The organism is Vibrio sp. SCP2 (genome assembly GCF_059295395.1).
In genome coordinates, this window is sequence record NZ_JCAFVV010000003.1 from 347,155 (window position 1) to 364,766 (window position 17,612).

Annotated in this window: 18 protein-coding genes; 2 read left to right on the plus strand and 16 right to left on the minus strand. The window is 45.1% G+C overall.

All coding sequences use genetic code 11. From position 1 onward, the window contains the following. Nucleotides 1-9: 9 nt before the first annotated feature. The 16 genes from pal to AC5O63_RS12795 form a co-directional block, all read right to left on the minus strand. Complete coding sequence (gene pal / locus AC5O63_RS12720; protein WP_004743339.1) at nt 10-537, minus strand: peptidoglycan-associated lipoprotein Pal; 528 nt, start codon at nt 535-537, stop codon at nt 10-12. Nucleotides 538-571: 34 nt separating this feature from the next. Beyond that, a complete protein-coding gene (gene tolB / locus AC5O63_RS12725; RefSeq protein ID WP_486795669.1) occupies nt 572-1,888 on the minus strand; it encodes a Tol-Pal system beta propeller repeat protein TolB in 1,317 nt (438 codons plus the stop codon). 49 nt (nt 1,889-1,937) lie between these two features. Then, on the minus strand, nt 1,938-3,008 hold the full coding sequence (tolA, locus tag AC5O63_RS12730) for a cell envelope integrity protein TolA (RefSeq protein ID WP_494505245.1): 1,071 nt from the start codon (nt 3,006-3,008) through the stop codon (nt 1,938-1,940). 11 nt (nt 3,009-3,019) lie between these two features. Next, nucleotides 3,020-3,463: a protein TolR gene (gene tolR, locus AC5O63_RS12735; RefSeq protein ID WP_004743336.1), complete on the minus strand. Its 444-nt coding sequence runs from the start codon at nt 3,461-3,463 to the stop codon at nt 3,020-3,022. Nucleotides 3,464-3,468: 5 nt separating this feature from the next. Further along, on the minus strand, nt 3,469-4,167 hold the full coding sequence (gene tolQ, locus AC5O63_RS12740) for a protein TolQ (protein ID WP_004743335.1): 699 nt from the start codon (nt 4,165-4,167) through the stop codon (nt 3,469-3,471). Further along, nucleotides 4,157-4,576, minus strand: coding sequence for a tol-pal system-associated acyl-CoA thioesterase (gene ybgC, locus AC5O63_RS12745; protein ID WP_038197846.1), 420 nt, complete (start codon nt 4,574-4,576; stop codon nt 4,157-4,159). Before ybgC ends, tolQ begins: the two co-directional genes overlap by 11 nt. A 159-nt stretch (nt 4,577-4,735) precedes the next feature. Beyond that, nucleotides 4,736-5,038 (minus strand): cyd operon protein YbgE, encoded by a 303-nt coding sequence (gene ybgE, locus AC5O63_RS12750; RefSeq protein ID WP_004743333.1) that lies wholly within the window; start codon nt 5,036-5,038, stop codon nt 4,736-4,738. Beyond that, nucleotides 5,031-5,138 carry a cytochrome bd-I oxidase subunit CydX gene (cydX, locus tag AC5O63_RS12755; protein ID WP_000270284.1) on the minus strand — a complete coding sequence of 36 codons (108 nt, stop codon included), beginning with the start codon at nt 5,136-5,138 and terminating at the stop codon, nt 5,031-5,033. The genes ybgE and cydX overlap by 8 nt, the downstream gene beginning before the upstream one ends. Before the next feature lie 12 nt (nt 5,139-5,150). Next, complete coding sequence (gene cydB / locus AC5O63_RS12760) at nt 5,151-6,287, minus strand: cytochrome d ubiquinol oxidase subunit II (protein WP_494505246.1); 1,137 nt, start codon at nt 6,285-6,287, stop codon at nt 5,151-5,153. Between the two features lie 13 nt (nt 6,288-6,300). Continuing rightward, a complete protein-coding gene (cydA, locus tag AC5O63_RS12765; protein WP_272786757.1) occupies nt 6,301-7,887 on the minus strand; it encodes a cytochrome ubiquinol oxidase subunit I in 1,587 nt (528 codons plus the stop codon). Between the two features lie 458 nt (nt 7,888-8,345). Continuing rightward, nucleotides 8,346-9,350 carry a Holliday junction branch migration DNA helicase RuvB gene (ruvB, locus tag AC5O63_RS12770; protein ID WP_171322695.1) on the minus strand — a complete coding sequence of 335 codons (1,005 nt, stop codon included), beginning with the start codon at nt 9,348-9,350 and terminating at the stop codon, nt 8,346-8,348. A 14-nt stretch (nt 9,351-9,364) separates the two neighbouring features. Continuing rightward, nucleotides 9,365-9,982 carry a Holliday junction branch migration protein RuvA gene (ruvA, locus tag AC5O63_RS12775; RefSeq protein ID WP_004744293.1) on the minus strand — a complete coding sequence of 206 codons (618 nt, stop codon included), beginning with the start codon at nt 9,980-9,982 and terminating at the stop codon, nt 9,365-9,367. Between the two features lie 78 nt (nt 9,983-10,060). Then, nucleotides 10,061-11,512 carry a methyl-accepting chemotaxis protein gene (locus AC5O63_RS12780; protein ID WP_494505247.1) on the minus strand — a complete coding sequence of 484 codons (1,452 nt, stop codon included), beginning with the start codon at nt 11,510-11,512 and terminating at the stop codon, nt 10,061-10,063. Nucleotides 11,513-11,650: 138 nt separating this feature from the next. Next, nucleotides 11,651-12,172, minus strand: a complete 522-nt coding sequence (gene ruvC, locus AC5O63_RS12785; protein WP_004744295.1) for a crossover junction endodeoxyribonuclease RuvC — start codon at nt 12,170-12,172, stop codon at nt 11,651-11,653. 54 nt (nt 12,173-12,226) lie between these two features. Further along, nucleotides 12,227-13,966, minus strand: coding sequence for a glycoside hydrolase family 36 protein (locus AC5O63_RS12790; RefSeq protein ID WP_494505248.1), 1,740 nt, complete (start codon nt 13,964-13,966; stop codon nt 12,227-12,229). Nucleotides 13,967-14,224: 258 nt separating this feature from the next. After that, nucleotides 14,225-15,196, minus strand: a complete 972-nt coding sequence (locus AC5O63_RS12795) for a porin (protein WP_494505249.1) — start codon at nt 15,194-15,196, stop codon at nt 14,225-14,227. A 358-nt stretch (nt 15,197-15,554) separates the two neighbouring features. Here AC5O63_RS12795 and AC5O63_RS12800 point away from each other — a divergent pair, with 358 nt between their 5' ends. Next, complete coding sequence (locus AC5O63_RS12800; RefSeq protein ID WP_494505250.1) at nt 15,555-16,298, plus strand: transporter substrate-binding domain-containing protein; 744 nt, start codon at nt 15,555-15,557, stop codon at nt 16,296-16,298. Nucleotides 16,299-16,461: 163 nt separating this feature from the next. After that, a complete protein-coding gene (locus AC5O63_RS12805; RefSeq protein ID WP_494505251.1) occupies nt 16,462-17,574 on the plus strand; it encodes a linear amide C-N hydrolase in 1,113 nt (370 codons plus the stop codon). The last annotated feature ends 38 nt before the right edge of the window (nt 17,575-17,612 follow it).

Genomic DNA, 17,612 nt, shown 5'->3' on the forward strand with positions numbered 1-17,612 from the left:
ATTCCTCAATTAGTACACTAGAACTGCGCGGCGGTTCTTAGCGTAAACATCTTCTGATTGACCTAGAAGAAGTGGCTTCTCTTCACCGTAGCTTACAACTTCGATTTGATCAGCTTGAACACCTAGAGCTTGTAGGTATTTCGCTACAGCTTCTGCACGGCGCTCGCCTAGTGCGATGTTGTACTCTGGAGTACCACGCTCATCAGCGTGACCTTCGATTTTAACTTCTAGAGATGGATCTTTGCTTAGGTAAGCTGCGTGAGCTGCTAGCATCTCTTCGTAGTCACCCGCGATAGTAGAGTTGTCGAAAGCAAAGTAGATTGTTGAAGTTTCGCGTAGTGCTTGCTCTTTAAGCTCTTGCTCAGAAAGCTGGCCATTTGCTTCTAGTGGAGAAACAGCTGTGTTGTCTGTCGTTTGAACTTGGTTAGTTTCAGTAGAACCAGTAGAGTTCGCTGCGTCATCACTTGAGCTACATGCTGTAACCGCTAGAACTGGTAGCGCAATTAGAAGCCCTTTAAGAACTTTGTTAAGTTGCATTGTTATAGTTTCCTTTGTTATTGATACTTACTTGCTACAAAAACGGTGACCATGCAGGTGCACGAACTCGACCATTTGTTGCCGGTAACCTTGCTTTAAAGCGTCCATCAATGGAGACCATTGAGAGAACATTGGCCTTGTTATAGATCGAGCTATAAATGACCATACCACCATTTGGCGCAATACTTGGTGATTCATCCAACAATGTTTTGGTTAGAATCTGCATCGCTCCAGTTTCCATGTCTAGCTTGGCTAGATTGAACCCTGTATTGCTGCGATTCACCATCACTAAGAAGCGACCGTCTGGTGTAATTTGCCCACCAAGGTTCTGGCTGCCTTGCCATGTTAAACGCTTGGTCGAATTACTTGCCAAATCTACTTGATAAATTTGAGGTTTTCCACCCCGATCCGAGGTAAAGATCAGAGATTTACCATCTGGATGCCAAAATGGTTCGGTATTATTCGATCTACCGCGGGTAATTTGAGTCAGTTTTCTGGTGTTCAGATCCAACGTATAAACTTGCAGGCTACCGGTTTTTGATAAAACCAAAGCTAGCTTACTGCCATCTGGAGAGAATCTTGGCGCACCATTGTGACGAGGGTATGACGTTACTTTCTCACGTTCACCCGTGTAGATATTCATAATGAAGATCTCAGCTTGGCCGTTTTGGAAACTCACATAAGCAAGCTTTTTACCATCAGGAGACCAAGCTGGAGACATCAATGGCTGCTTAGAACGCAGTACTAGGCGCTCATTGTAACCATCGTAATCAGATACGCGTAGCTGATATGGGAAAGAATCTTTATCGTTAACCACGACATAAGCAATTTTCGTTTCGAACGCACCTTTCTCACCGGTGAGCGCTTCAAACACACGATTCGAAATGCGATGACCTGCCGCTCTCATTTGCTTAGGTACGATAGTCATCTTCTTATTAAGTAAGATGTGATCATGCGATAGCACTAACTGACCATCAGAGCTCAATGATTTAGCTTGACCGCTCGTTAACTGCCCGCGTACAACGTCAATCAGTTGGTAGTTAACAACGTATTTTCCAGTCGCAGGGTCTAATGTAACAGTACCTGTTACCATGGCATCGACACCTAGCTTAATCCACTCTTCAAAGTCAATGTTTGACGCAGAGTATGGTGTTTCTGGCATAGCAGAGACTTCGACGGGCTTAAATTTACCACTACGGAGTAGGTCTGAAGCAACGATCGCAGAAAGATCCTGCGGTAACTGGCCAGCACCTTCCCATTTAAATGGTACGACCGCAATTGGTCGCGCCGAATCGATACCATCTGTAATTACTAGTTCCAACGCCGCATTTGCCGTTTGGAACACGCTCATTACAGTGAGCACACATCCTATTACTAGTCGCTTTAACACAAGCTTTTCCTTATAAATCAGGTACTACGGTTAAATTGATATTCTTAATTTTGTTCACAACGTCTGGGTCTTTAGGCAGCGGAAAGCTGTTCACTTGCGCCACAGCACGCTTGGTTGCAGCACACAAACGGCTATCACCATCCAGAACGGAAAGATTGCCAACAATTGCGTCTGCTCCAGTAGGAATCAAACGCAGGTTAACTCGACAAGACTTTCCCCGAAAACTGTCCTCCAGCAACAGGTTTTGCTGAATGAGCTGAGTGTAAATTGCGCCGTAACGATCAGCCTCGCTAGAGACATGGCTAGAACGCGCCGACGTATTCGCCTCCGCTTCCGTTTCTAAGCCTGCAAAGATATCGTTAAGTGCTGCTTCTTGCTCTTTACGCTCGCGTTCAATGCGCTCTAAACGTTCTTTCTCTTTGCGTGCCTTCTCAGCCGCCTCTTTGGCTGCTTTCTCTTTCGCTATACGTTCTTTCTCGGCTTTTGCTGCCGCTTCACGTTCACGTCGCGCTTTCTCTTCCGCTTCTTTTGCCGCTTTTTCACGAGCGATACGCTCCTGCTCAGCTTTGGCAATCGCCGCTTCTTTCGCTAGACGTTCTTGTTCAGCTTTCTTAATTGCTTGCTCTTTCGCTTTACGTTCCGCTTCAAGTTTGGCTACGCGCTCTTTTTCTTTTTTCACACGAGCTTCTTCAGCTTTACGCTCTTTCTCTTTAGCAACACGTTGTTTTTCTGCTTCACGAGCCGCTTTAGCCTCTTTCGCTTGTTGCTCTTTGAGCTTACGAATACGTTCTTCTTCGGCTTTACGATTCTTTTCAAGCTGTTCACTTTCACGACGGAGCTTGTCTAAACGATCTTGCTCTTTCTTCGCTGCTTCTTCACGCTTGCTACGAATCTGTTGTGCTTGCTGCCTGACAAGATCCGGGTCGATGACGACCGCTTGAACCAAACGCCCAGTAGGCTCCGGCTTAGACATTGTAAAGTCAGTGCCCCAAATCAAAGCCGCAATAAGAAGTCCATGCAAAGCAGCCGATATGATAATCGGCTTCTTGAAATCGTTCTTTTTAGATTTGTTCTCTTTCATCGCAGCGACGATTATTCCTTTATATCTGTCAGCAATCCGACTTTCGGAATGCCTGCACGACTCAATTCGTCTAACACCAAAACAACTTCTGCATAAGGCGTAGCGGCATCACCACCTACAGCAACAGGTGAGTCAGGCTTTAAAGACAGTTCTGCTTTAACACGAACAATCACGTCTTGTAGAGAGATACCGCGAGATACCTCTTCGTCATTAACACTAAGACCAAGGTTTCCATCTTTATCGATTTCAACAATGATAAAGCTCGCGTCACTATCACCCGCCAGTTCAGAGGCTGGCTTTGCAGTGGCGGTTTTTGGCAGCTCAACGTCGACGCCTTGAGTGACGAAAGGTGATGTCACCATGAAAATGATCAACAGAACCAACATAACGTCGATATAAGGAACAACGTTAATCTCGGCAGTCATTTTGCGCTTTTTAGGTTGGTAACCAGCCATAGCAACTATTCCTTACTTGCAGTATCTCGACCAGCCATTGCCTGGCGGTGCAAAATACTATGGAACTCTTCTGAGAAGGTTGCGTAGTTGTGCTCTAGCTTACCCACTTTACTACTGAATCGGTTGTATGCCATTACTGCTGGAATTGCAGCAAATAGACCCATCGCCGTTGCAACTAGAGCTTCTGCGATACCAGGAGCTACCATTGCGAGTGTTGCCTGTTTTACTTCACCCAACGCAATGAAAGCATGCATGATGCCCCATACGGTACCAAACAGACCAATGTAAGGACTGATTGAGCCAACAGTTGCTAGGAATGGAAGGTTGGTTTCAAGCTCATCCACTTCACGCGCTACAGCGACACGCATTGAACGGCCAGTTCCTTCCATAATGAAATCTGGAGAGTCAGCGTTAGATTTGCGAAGACGAGCAAACTCAGTAAAACCTGAGTAGAAGATCTCTTCTGTACCCGCTAAGTCATCCTTACGCTTTTTGGCGTTTTGATAAAGAATCGACAGATCGGTACCTGACCAAAACTTATCTTCGAAGGTTTCCGCATCTTTTGACGCTTGAGAAAGCACTTTACTGCGCTTAATGATCATTGCCCAAGAAACAATCGACATGCCTAAAAGGATCAGCATAACCATTTTAACCAACAGGCTTGCCTGCAAGAAAAGGTCTAGCATCGAAATATCAGCGGTCACTATTCGTTAACTCCATAACTATTGATTGAGGCATTGCTTTTGGCCTCATTTTTATATTGTCGATACATGCTACCTTAACCATTGCCTTACACAATGACTTACCCTCAGGATTAACGATCTCCTGACAGAAAGTGAGTGAAGCTTTTTTAAGGTCAGCAATTTTTGTCCTTACAGTGAGATGATCGTCAAGACGCGCACCCTGTAAAAAATCGATGTCCATGTGTCGGACTACGAAACCGATGTTTTGTTCCAAAAGGACTTGTTGAGATACACCAATAGTGCGAAGTAGTTCAGTTCTTGCTCGTTCAAAGAACTTTAGGTAGTTAGAATGGTACACCACGCCACCAGCGTCAGTGTCTTCATAATAAACCGTTACTGGCCATTCAAATATCAATGCCTGATCTTGCACTATAGCGCCCAAAATTTGTTTTTCTAGACGGATACTATAACGCAACTCATTACTATCTATGCAAGACTTAATAAGTGAATTCAAAGCTTGAAACAAAAAAAAGCGCAACCCATTCAATGAGTCGCGCTTTTTTTATACAAAATGAGCGGAGTTTAGCCCTTACAATAGACGAACTACCGTGAGGTAAATAAGAATCGTCAATGAGCAGTACGGACTAAACAGCACCTGCCAATACCAGTTACGAGGTTTGAAACCTAGACCAGATACCATGCTTGAGCAAATTGCCCAAATCAGTAGTGGTGAAATAATGGCATTGAAACCGCCGATTGAAGCGGAATACAGTTCTGGGTCCCACATAACCATAGCTACGTGATAAAAACCAAGAACCAGTGATAAGGCTCGGAACAGAGCCTTATCAACAGGTGCATGTAGCTTAGCTACCTGCGCAGCGAGGTTACTCACTGTCTTTGTCCATCATTTCAGAGTGCTCTAACCAAAGAGCGTTGATGATGCCGAATGCACAAGCGAGTAATACACCCAGAATCCATGCGAAATACCACATAATCGTTACTCCTTAGTAAGCTGAAACGTCGTTGTCTTCGATGTGTTTCTTATCAAGACGACCAAACATTTTGTAGTATGTCCAAGTCGTGTAGCCAAGAATCACAGGTACCATTACCGCAGCAACGAGTGTCATCAGACCAAGTGTCAGTTCACTTGCTGTTGAGTCCCACATCGTTAAGCTGTGGCTAGGTACTAAGCTTGAAGGCATTACGAATGGGAACATCGCAAAACCAGCCGTTAGAATCACACCTGCGTTAGCAAGACTTGAGAACAAGAAAGCAAAACCACCGCGTTCTACGCGAGACGCTAATACCGCTAGCAGTGGCATTAACACACCAATAACTGGTGCTGCCCACATTGCTGGGTAAGTTTCAAAGTTCTGCATCCAAGCACCTGCCTGAATCGCCACTTCTTTGTTCAGTGGGTTAGATGCAGCCATTGTATCGATAGCGCTTGTGATGACGTAACCATCGATAGACTGAACCCAGAAGCCACCAAGTACAAACAGTACTGTAGCAATCAGACCCGCGATTTGAGCCACATTACGTGCACGTACGTGTAGCGCTTCTGTTGTCTTCATCTGCAACCAAGTTGCACCTTGAAGTACGAATAGCATCAAGCTAAGCACACCACACAGCAGAGCAAATGGGTTAAGTAGCGCAAAGAATGAACCTTTGTACTCAGACATTAGTAGGTCGTTCAGTTCAAATGGAACACCTTGCAGCAGGTTACCAAATGCCACACCAAAGATGATTGGTGGCACTGTACCGCTCACACAAAGCGCGTAGTCCCAAGCATGACGCCATTTTGGATCTTCAATCTTTGAACGGTAATCAAGACCAAGCGGACGTAACCAAAGCGCAGCTAGAGTTATGTACATTGCTAGGTAGAAGCCAGAAAACGACGTTGCGTAAACTAGTGGCCATGCTGCAAATAGTGCACCACCTGCTGTGATCAACCAAACTTGGTTGCCATCCCAGTGAGGAGCAATAGTGTTGAGCATAATACGACGTTCAGTGTCGCTTTTACCGATAACAGGCGAAAGCGAAGCAACACCCATATCGAAACCATCTGTAACAGCGAAACCAACTAGCAAAACACCAATCAGAACCCACCAGATAAGTCGTAAGATTTCGTAATCAAACATAATATTCCCTCACTTAAACTTCGACTGAACGGCCGACTTTGTCTTCAACAGAGTTAGCGTTTTGTTCGAAGTGGTAGCGACCTGTTTTCAGGCTGCTAGGACCTTTACGTGCAAATTTAAGCATTAGGTAAACTTCAGCAATCAAGAACACTGTGTACAGTGCTAGGATAGCGAATAGAGAAGTCCATAGTTCACCAATTGTCAGAGCTGAAGCAGCAACATGTGTCGGAAGGATTTCACCTACCGCCCATGGCTGACGACCATACTCGGCAACAAACCAACCTGCTTCAATTGCAATCCAAGGAAGAGGAATACTGAATAACGCCGCTTTAAGAATCCAAGGTTTCTGCTCGATTTTCTGGCGACATGTTTGAACAAATGCAGCACCAAATACGAATAGCATAATAAAGCCACACGCAACCATGATACGGAACGACCAGAACAGAGGCCAAACCGTCGGGATAGAATCATCCGCTGCCGCTTGAATTTGCTCTTCTGTCGCATCAACAACATTTTCAGTGTAACGCTTCAGAAGTAAGCCATAACCTAGGTCACCTTTTACTTCATCAAACGCTGCCATGTTTTCTTCTGATTTATCACCCGCACGTAGCTTCTCTAGAAGCTCATACGCGTACATACCAGTACGAACACGTTCAACGTGGTCATCACGCAGATCGCGTAGACCTGTTACTTGCTCATCTAAAGAACGTGTCGCGATAATACCCATTACGTAAGGGATCTTAATCGCGTAGTCTGTGTGCATTGTCTCTTGGTTAGGCATACCAAACAGCGTAAATGCCGCAGGAGCAGGCTCTGTGTGCCATTCCGCTTCAATCGCAGCAAGTTTCACCTTCTGAACTTCACCAAGCTCATAGCCAGATTCATCACCAAGAACGATAACAGATAAGATAGCTGCCATACCGAAAGAAGCAGCGATAGCAAATGAACGACGAGCGAATGCGATGTCACGACCTTTTAATAGGTAGTAAGAGCTGATGCCTAGAATGAACATTGCGCCAGTCGTGTAGCCAGATGCTACGGTATGAACGAATTTAACCTGAGCAACTGGGTTTAGAACAACCTCAGCAAAGCTCACCATTTCCATACGCATGGTTTCAAAGTTAAATTCAGCGCCAACTGGGTTTTGCATCCAGCCGTTTGCTACCAAGATCCAAAGTGCAGAGAAGTTAGAACCTAGCGCAACTAACCATGTAACAACAAGGTGTTGACGTTTTGAGAGACGATCCCAGCCAAAGAAGAAAAGACCTACAAAGGTGGATTCTAAGAAGAAGGCAACTAAGGCTTCAATCGCCAAAGGTGCACCGAAAATATCACCTACGTAATGCGAATAGTAAGACCAGTTAGTACCGAACTGGAACTCCATGGTAAGGCCGGTAGCCACACCAAGTGCAAAGTTAATACCGAATAGCTTACCCCAGAACTTTGTCATGTCCTTATAGATTTGCTTGTTCGTCATTACGTACATTGATTCCATGATAGCCAGTAAGAAGGCCATACCTAGAGTCAACGGTACGAATAGGAAGTGATACATCGCTGTCAGTGCAAACTGCAACCGCGATAGATCAACAACATCGATCATGATTACTCCTATGTGTCGGCTGAAGACACTCTCTACATTAATGCATTGTTATTAAGCGTTGGGTAAACTTAAACAGTGTTATAAAAGATAGCCAACCTGTTGCAAAAATGTACCGTAATGGTTAGTTAATTGTTAAGCATCAGCTAATATAGCTGGCGCTAATATTACTGCTAAAAACAGGTTGTTTCAAAAGGTTTATAGCCAGAGTTCGCTTTGATTTGTATCAAGTTTTGTACGGCATTTTTGACCAAAAAACCATCACATTGATCTACATCAACCGTTTGAAGGGCGTTTTGTTACGAAGGGGTTATTGGTGACAGACCATTAAGTATTTATGCAAAACAAGCAGTTAACAAGTCACTCAATTGCGCTACCTATTAAGTAGTAAGTAAATTACATTAGTGTGATATAGATCACCAAAAGAAAAAGCCAGCTTCTGTGAGCTGGCTACTGAAAACTTATTTTTCAATTCCGAAATGAAGATACGCGCGATCCGTGGCAATTCTTCCGCGCGGTGTCCGCTGGAGATAGCCTTGCTGAATCAAGTAAGGCTCTAGAACATCTTCTATAGTGTCTTTTTCCTCACCAATCGCAGCCGCCATGTTGTCCAAGCCGACAGGGCCGCCACCAAACTTCTCCATAATAGCTAGAAGCAACTTTCTATCCATATAGTCGAAGCCTTGCGCATCGACATCCAGCATATTGAGTGCTTTGTCTGCGACCTCTGCGCAAATATGACCATTACCTTTCACTTCTGCGTAATCTCGAACGCGGCGAAGTAAGCGGTTAGCAATTCGGGGTGTACCACGAGCCCGTCTTGCCACCTCCAACGCGCCCTCAGACTCCATCGATAGACCTAAGCAGTCAGCACTACGCTGAACAATGTTTTGCAGATCTGGGATTTTGTAGTATTCCAAACGCTGAGTAATACCGAAGCGATCGCGCAGTGGTGAAGTTAACGAGCCTGCGCGCGTCGTAGCACCAATCAGAGTAAATGGCGGTAAATCGATTTTTATGGAGCGAGCCGCCGGACCTTCACCAATCATGATATCAAGCTGGTAATCTTCCATCGCCGGATAAAGTACCTCTTCAACCATAGGGCTAAGTCGGTGGATCTCGTCAATGAAAAGAACATCATTCTCTTCGAGGTTGGTTAACAGCGCCGCCAGATCGCCTGCTTTTTCAAGTACTGGGCCAGAGGTCGTACGAATATTCACGTCCATCTCGTTGGCAACAATATTAGCTAATGTTGTTTTACCCAAACCAGGAGGACCAAATATCAATAAGTGATCGAGTGCTTCATTACGTAGCTGCGCTGCTTTAATGAAGATCTCCATCTGATCACGAACATGATCTTGGCCTTTGTAGTCTTCGAGTTTCTTCGGACGTATCGCACGATCGATAACATCCTCTTCTTTATACACCGTGTTATCTGGTGCGATTAATCGATCCGCTTCAATCATTGTTCAAGCCTTTTCTATACCATCGACTTCAGCGCTTCACGAATAAGCTGCTCACTGCTCATCTCGTCCGTCTTCACCTGTGAAACCACTTTAGATGCCTGAGTCGGCTTATAGCCTAATGCAAGTAGCGCACTGATCGCTTCTTCCTCTGCATTTGACTGAGCGGGTTGCGGCGCTGAGTCTACAGGAGCAGCATCAGTAAACGGAGTAAATAGGTCACCTGCGCTCCAACCTTTTAGCCTGTCCTTCATTTCGACCACAAGGCGTTCTGCTGTTTTCTTACCCACACCTGGCAGTTTAACTAGTGTCGAAACATCTTCACGCTCAACACTGGCGACAAATTGACTCGCTGTCATACCCGAAAGAATCGCTAGACCGAGCTTAGGACCGACGCCATTGGCCTTAATCACTTCACGGAACAACGCACGCTCTTTAACGGTATTGAAACCATACAGTAACTGGGCATCTTCTCGGACAACAAAATGAGTATAGATGATCGCTTCTTCACCGATACTCGGTAGCTCATAGAAGCAGCTCATAGGCATTTGCACTTCGTAGCCAATGCCATTAACTTCAATCAGTAGTTCAGGAGGTTGTTTCTCGATAAGAATGCCGCGCAGACGTCCAATCACGGTAGTTACTCTTTGGAAATGAATTTGCGACAGGATAATAAAGAACTGGATAGACATCCAGTCCTTTATGATTTAGAGCTAGATTTTTGAGACAACTTGATCAAGTTGCGAAGTTAAGGTTCTTACCGCATCCACCTGCGAGGTCAATTGCGCACCATTTTGCGCTACGTTCTCGGAAATTGTTTTCGTTTCAACCACACCATTCGCCACTTCACTGCTCGCTTGGTCGAGCTCTTTCAGTGCCATCATTTGATTGGACATGATATTGGCAAGTCCGTTGACGTCTTGTGAGATGGCAGAAACTTCGGCAATCATAGACTTCATTTTCACCGCACTTGAATTGACGACATCCTGCCCGTGTTTGACTTCCTGCTCGCTGCGATCGAGCAAGTTTCTAATCTCTATCGCCGACTGGCTACTTTTAGCGGAGAGGTCACGCACTTGCTCGGCCACCACAGCGAAGCCACGACCTTGCTCCCCTGCCCTTGCCGCTTCAATTGCAGCATTGAGCGCCAATAGGTTAGTTTGTTCGGCAACAGAGGTAATCAAATCGGCCACTTTCATGATCTCTTCATGGCTACCAATAATTTGGCTGATGGCTGAGGTAGAATCTTCAAGCAACTGCGAACTGGTCTCTGCTTGCTGGTGAACCGCGTCACTGCGCTCTCTAAGTTCATCAACAAAACGGGTTGAACCTTCAATTCCTTCGGCAAGCTGATGAACTTGCTGACTCATCTGCTCTGCCGCACTGGCCTGAGATTCACAATTGATGTTCAGGTTCGAGACCTGATCATCTAGCGTCAACGACTGAGATTCCAGTGTTTGCGACACATCTTTCAGCTGTATTGAGTTTTGATTGGCTTGCTCTAGAACATGAGAAAGATTCTGTTCGCCAAGTGTTGCCTTCTCAGCAATCGCTTCACTATCACTTTTTGCTCGCTCTGCGATTTCAATCGCTTTATCTCTTTGCTTGGCTGTGAACGCCTGCGCAATACAGATCACCACTAACGGCAATACCGTCCCGGACCAGATTTCAACGCGTTGTGCAGATTCAGATAACTCTAATACCGGAAACGAGTTTCCAGAGACGTGCATAAAGGTCATGATGGCGGAACACAAGATAACCGTCACACTCCAACTGATGGCTACCATTCGCGTACCAGATAAGAAGAACGCCACCACAAGTAAGGGAACCCAGTAAGTTTGGGTTGACTCTACAACACCGCCGCTTTGGTAAATGATATTAAGGGCATGCACCGACATACCAATAAAACCGAGGTTGAGCGCAACAATAGGGTTCTTCAACAGTTTTAAGCAAGCCGCTGCCGCCAGTTCAAAGCCAATCAACAGTAGTGATGTCATGATTAAGCTTTCATGTCCGTGCTTAGACCATTTAAGCAGGCTATACACGCCGACGAGAAAGGCGATGAAAGTAAATAGAGAGAGTGTATCCGCCTGACGTTGTTGATTTTTCGTCCATTGATGTTGAGCGGGCATACAGAGTTGCCGCCATACGTTGACAGGGTTCATGTTCAATCTTCCTTGATTGATATCTTGTTAGACCTCTGACCACTATATTAATGCAACATTTTTATAACAAACCCTGTAATCAGATCTGTTTTATATGTCTCAGTTTTGCACCAATTGGAAGTAAATAGTGTGGAATGGTTAACGGTAACGTCCGCGTCTCGCGCTGGTCGCTTTGCCAGCTAAAGCAACCAAGGTTTTGTTGGTGTTGGCGTGACAGATCGCGACACCAAGGGCATCGGCCGCGTCAGCTTGAGGCTTAGATGGGAGTTTAAGCATATGTTGAACCATATGCTGCACTTGCTCTTTATCCGCCGCACCTGTACCAACCACGGCTTGCTTAATCAGACGCGCTGCATACTCGTAAACCGGCAAATCAGCATTCACCGCGGCTACAATTGCGCTGCCGCGAGCTTGACCAAGTTTAAGCGCAGAATCTGCATTTCGTGCCATAAAGACCTGTTCTATAGCAAATACGTCAGGTTGAAACTGAGTAATGATCTCTGATACACCCGCGTAGATTTGCTTAAGGCGACCGGGCAGCTCTTTTTCTGAGGTACGAATACAGCCGCTACCAAGATATTGCAGATGGCGACCCGTTTGACGAATCACACCATAGCCTGTGATACGAGAGCCCGGGTCAATACCAAGTATGATTGACATTGTTTTCTTTATTATCGCGTTAATCTAGCTCGACATTTTAATCTAGCTAAGAGGCTATAGCGAGGTAATTATCGCTCGGCTAGACAATCCCGATTCTAATCCCACCTCTAATACTTGGGTCGGTTCATGAACTAGCTTTTCTCCTGTCCAGTAATCGTACCAATAGACAGGGAAGTTAGCGGTTAGCGTGACTTCTCTGGCAGTACTTTGATAATTGAACAAACAATGGAGATCATTTCGCTCAGTCAATTGAAGAAAAGCATGATGAAGATTCAGCGCCGTGAATCTTGCTGCCTCCTGATTGTGTCTATGTCGAATGGTTAGTTTAGCCAGCGTTTTTTTAGCAAATGGGGTGAGCTCTGTCAGCGGGTCACCAGACAATAACAATCCACCACACGCTAACAAGGCGTCTCGATGGAACTCGTAATACTTTCTCTCTGTTGCCTGATTGGCTAAAGAGACAAACGTCGCGCAGTCTGGATCGATTTGCCAAAGTTTTCGATGCTGCCAACTGCGGTAAAACGTCTCTTTTGCTATTTGTTCAAACCTTGTCGCGCAGCGTTCTACGTCATCAGACACTCGCATAGCATCCACCAACCCCAACGATGGCCACATTGGCGCATTGCATCCAAGTACTAATGCATCCCCCGCCCCTTCAATAATGGCTTGCATGCCTAAACGATAGGCTTCGACACCTGTGACGCCGGACTGACTGCGAACCCCTTTCAACGTTCCCCAGTAGTTAGCGTCAAGCTTAAACATTTCCACGCCCCACTCTTCACGCATGGTTCGGACGACACGCGTAAGGTGTTCTTGGACTTGCAGATTAGTGGTATCAAGAATGTACCATGGTGTACAACGCCAACCTGCATAAGTGACATCTTCGGCCTTGAGCAACCTTCCATCTTCATGGCGAACAAACCAATCAGGATGATTACGAAATATCTCAGACTCAGGTTGGGCAATAAAGGGCGCGAGCCAAATGGCTGGCTTTTTGCCATTTGAGCAGATTTCTCTGAGGACAGATTTAATACCAGATGGGAATTTGTCAGAGGGAGTTAACCAATCTCCCATAAATGCTTGGTATCCATCATCAAGCAGGACGTAGTCAAACGGCTTTAAGTGCTCGCGCATTTGTTCAACATTAGCGTGTATATTTTGCTCGGTCACTTCAGCGTAGTAGGCATACCACGAGCACCATCCTAACGGCGAATCTTGTGTCACGCCTTTGCGGATCGGATGCTGCTCCTTTATCAAACGACTGTATTGTAGATATAGCTCAGATAAAGACTCTCCTCTTAAAACCACAACGGATTCTAAACGATTCGTTGACCAATCTTGAGGTGAGGTTTGTTCCCCATCTATGTAAGCATTGATCTTAACTCGGCCATCCTCATCGCTCACAGTGAAATACCCGGCAAAACGATGACAAGAAGTAAAGCCGAACAACGCATAGCCAAGCGAGTCTTCTACCACTAGGTAATTGTAGTAACGTTTAGGAGCTTTAGAAGCGTAGAGTCGATAGCTAGAGCTATTGTCTGGGCAGCGACCAATATCAACTGGATCTTCGTAAGTACCAGTGGTTTGAGCCAGCATTTGAAAACCATCACCTAGCAAAGTGGCGCGACGTTCAAAATCAAAATCTGTCTGAAAAAGTAGAAACTGCTCATCGACGGGATCATTGGATAACCCCCGATAGGTAAAAGTAACCTGATTACCGATAGCGTCAGCACTAAGATCGCTGTTGTGAATAGTAAGGATTCGCTCTTGGGCTAGGTGCAGGTGTTGCGACATATCACGCTCTGCTTTGTCGTTATTTTTCTCAATTAGAGCATTGGTGTAATTCGATGTCTATTTGGTCATCAACGCATTACGTAACAGCGATCACGTTTCTATCATCCTTGGAGGCGAGACAACCCAATTTTTCTCATTAGGTGAAAAACGAAAAAACCCTCCAACTCCGGAGGGTGAAAAGGCAGTGGATTATGCGTTAAGCGTCCTGCTTATAAAAGCCCACCGAAGTGGGCTACAAACGTAGAGGTGAAGAGAATCTTAGAATGCGTAAGCCAGTTTTAGGAATGACTCGATGTCACCTTTCTGCAGACCCGTTCCTTTTGCAGAATCGTAGCCTTCGTCAGATACGTGGTATGCGATATCAACCAGTGCCGTAAAGTTATCTGTGAACGCGTAAGAACCACCGAAGTTAACCGCTTCGCGTGTCTCTTCAATCGTTACGTAACCTGCAGCTAGGTAAAGAGCGTCAAGTGTGTAGCCAACTGACGTGTTGTACATTTTAACTTTTTTGCCGTCAGCAAATTCTTCTTCAGCAAACGTTGCACCAATACCTACGGCGCCAAGATTAACTGCACCGTTTACTAGGTATAGCTTATCTGTCTCACCTTCAGTTTCATCGTTATCTTCGTAACCAAGGTTAACCATAAATGTTTCGTTTTCGTAACCTAGGTAGCCGTTGTAACCACTTTGACGATCGGTGCCTTCATAGTTACGGTCACCAAAGTAAGAGATACCGTATTTAACACCTTCTTTGTCGCCTTCAAACTTCACCACTTGGCGAGCATCTGACGCATCGTTTGGTGACCATAGGAACTCGATAGTTTTATCCGCTGCACCGTCAACTGCATCTAGCGCTGTGTCGTTTGCGTAACCGATAGACGCTACACCAGCACCCGTTTTGTAACCAACCCACGTGTCAGTGATCGTGAACGTAGAATCAGAAGTTCCGTAGTCGTCTTCAATATCAAACTCACCACCAAACTTACCAACAATGTTGCCATTTTCGTAGTCAGCGAAAATATCAAAACCCGTTACGCCACCGTTATAGAACTCTTCGTCTTTAGCTGATGAGTCATTATTAACCTCACCACCTTCTTTACGGTTTTCTTGGTAATAACCACCGATAGCAAACTCACCTGATACAGTGAACTGATCACCTGAAAGTGCTTCTGCCGCTACTGCTGACCCGGCTACAAGAGATAGTGCTACTGCTAGTGCTGTCTTTTTCATTTCTTTGTTCCTATAGATTTTTATTTATGAGCGTCAAATGCCATCTGCACGCTCTGAAAACAAAAACTATTGGCGCTAGTAATGATTCACAAATGAATCAATAAAAAAGCAGCTCTGCGATTGTGATTAAGGGTAAATGAAAAAACTAAATTCACCTGAATATCAGCAGCAGAGATCAGTAAAACTAAGGCATTGCTGAGTAATCAAGCGATAAGTCCACACGAGCTATTTTGCAAAAGAAGGCCGCATACAAAGTTCAAAACCTCAACGAAAAATTCCTGCAGTGGGCGCATGTAAACACACATTTTTATCTTTCTGTGCCTAAACTTAAGGGTGAGTTGATAGTTGGACATATCAGGTGAAAAGAGACAGATCGAACAAACTCATCCTTCTTATCTGCTGGCTTTGGTGTAGCCTCTCTTTCGCTGCGCCATTGAAAGTCGCTCAAGACTTGTGGCCTCCTTATGTAATGAATTCTGCCTTGGGCAGTGGAATTGCCCATGATCTCGTCATTGAAGGTTTGATTTCTGCGGGGTTTGAAGTCGACTACTCCGTTAAGCCTTGGACGCGGGTACTTAAAGAAACGATTAATGGCAAAAATGACGTCATCATCGCGATTTGGAAAACTGAACAACGAGCTCGCGACTACATTTTCACCGATATCTATATGCACAACAAAATGGCGGTAGTCTCTCGTCAAGAGTCCAGTTTTGAATATAAGTCACTAAGCAGTTTGAAGGACACGCGTGTCGCCCTAATCGATAACTACGCCTACGGCGCAAAGCTTTTAGATTACCAAGGCCTCATTCCAGTCAGCTCAATCCACCTGCCTAACAGTATCCGCCTTGTTTTGTCTGATCGCGCTGATGTACTAGTCACAGATGAAGCTGTGGGTCGATGGACGATTAAAGAAATGAGACTCGATGCCTCAAAGCTTAGTTTCAGTCCAGTCTATCTCGATACGACCCCACTCTATGCAGCCGTGAGAAAAGATCACCCGCAAGCTCAACAAATCGTCTCTGCCCTCAATACCTATTTCAAAGATCATGGTGCGCGACAACTTGAATTACTAAAAATTAAGTATGGTCTATCCGGTCAGTGATCCCTCTCTTTACTCTTCTAAAACCTAGCTCACTCCAATCCTAATAGTTAGACTTAAAGGTGCTAACTACCACCTCATAATCAAATCTCTTAAAGTACAACCCATACGCAGGAGCGACCAGAAATAAACGGATAGCAACTTATCTTTTTTGGAGATTCAGACTATGAAAAAACAAGTATTAGCACTCGCTCTTGCGGCAACCACTATGGGTACAATTTCTGGCGTAGCTGAAGCTTGTACACGAGCTTTGTATCACTCTAACGCTTTAGACACGACAATGGTTACACGTTCATTAGACTGGGAAGGCTACGATCAAGCAGTCGTTCGCGGTGTCCCACGAGGAACCATCCTAGATACACGAGCACCAACGGTTTATGGCGTTGACCTAAACAAATCTGGCGTTGCCAATCAAGCTTACAAGTCAAAACATGCCATGATTGAAATTGCGAGCTTTGACGCAGAGTTCGTCGCAGAAGCCGTCAACGAACATGGTTTGCTTGGTCAGGTTCTTTACCTCAATACCGATTGGCAAGATGAAAAAACGCTAGAAAAAGGCAACAAAGACATCGATGGTCAGCAATTTATGCAATACGTTGTTGCGAACGCAAAAAACCTAGATGAAGTACAAGCCATCATTGAAAGTACCAACATTCGAGACCAAAAGTTCGGTGGTGTGCCAGGTAAGTACGATGCTAACGCAACGGTAGACCACGTTCCTGCTCACTTCATGTTCGCAGATAACTCTGGTGAAACCATCCTCGTTGAAATGGTCAATGGTGAAAAGAGATTCTATCGTGGCACAGGTTCTTTGGATGTTGTTTCTAACAACCCAACTTTTGAAACTATGGTGGAAATGGACAAAGAGCTACTGGGTGAAAAGCGTTTTCCAACCACTTCCATTCATGCTTGGGATCGCCGCCATCGTGCCCAATACGCACTTGAGGAAGTAAAAGCTTATGAAGAACGTTTTGGTATTCGCGATAACAAACAGCTAGGTAATATTATTGAAGGCGTTGCTCACGAAATGCGCAGCGGCTATGCAAAATGTGATGTAGCCTACGATGCAAACTTCCCAAGCCTATGGGTTACTCAGGTTGATTTGAACAACAAAACACTTAAGTTAGACCGTTGGGACACTGACCAAATTGAGACCTACGATTTTGCAATGTTTGATGTCAACGGCAAAGAAGTCGTTGAGTTAGGTCGCAACCCAAACAAACTTGAAGACCAACCTTGTACGAACATTAATAAGAACCAGCCGTACTGCACAAACTAAGGCTCAATCTTATCACTCATTAGAAGACTTCAAATTGA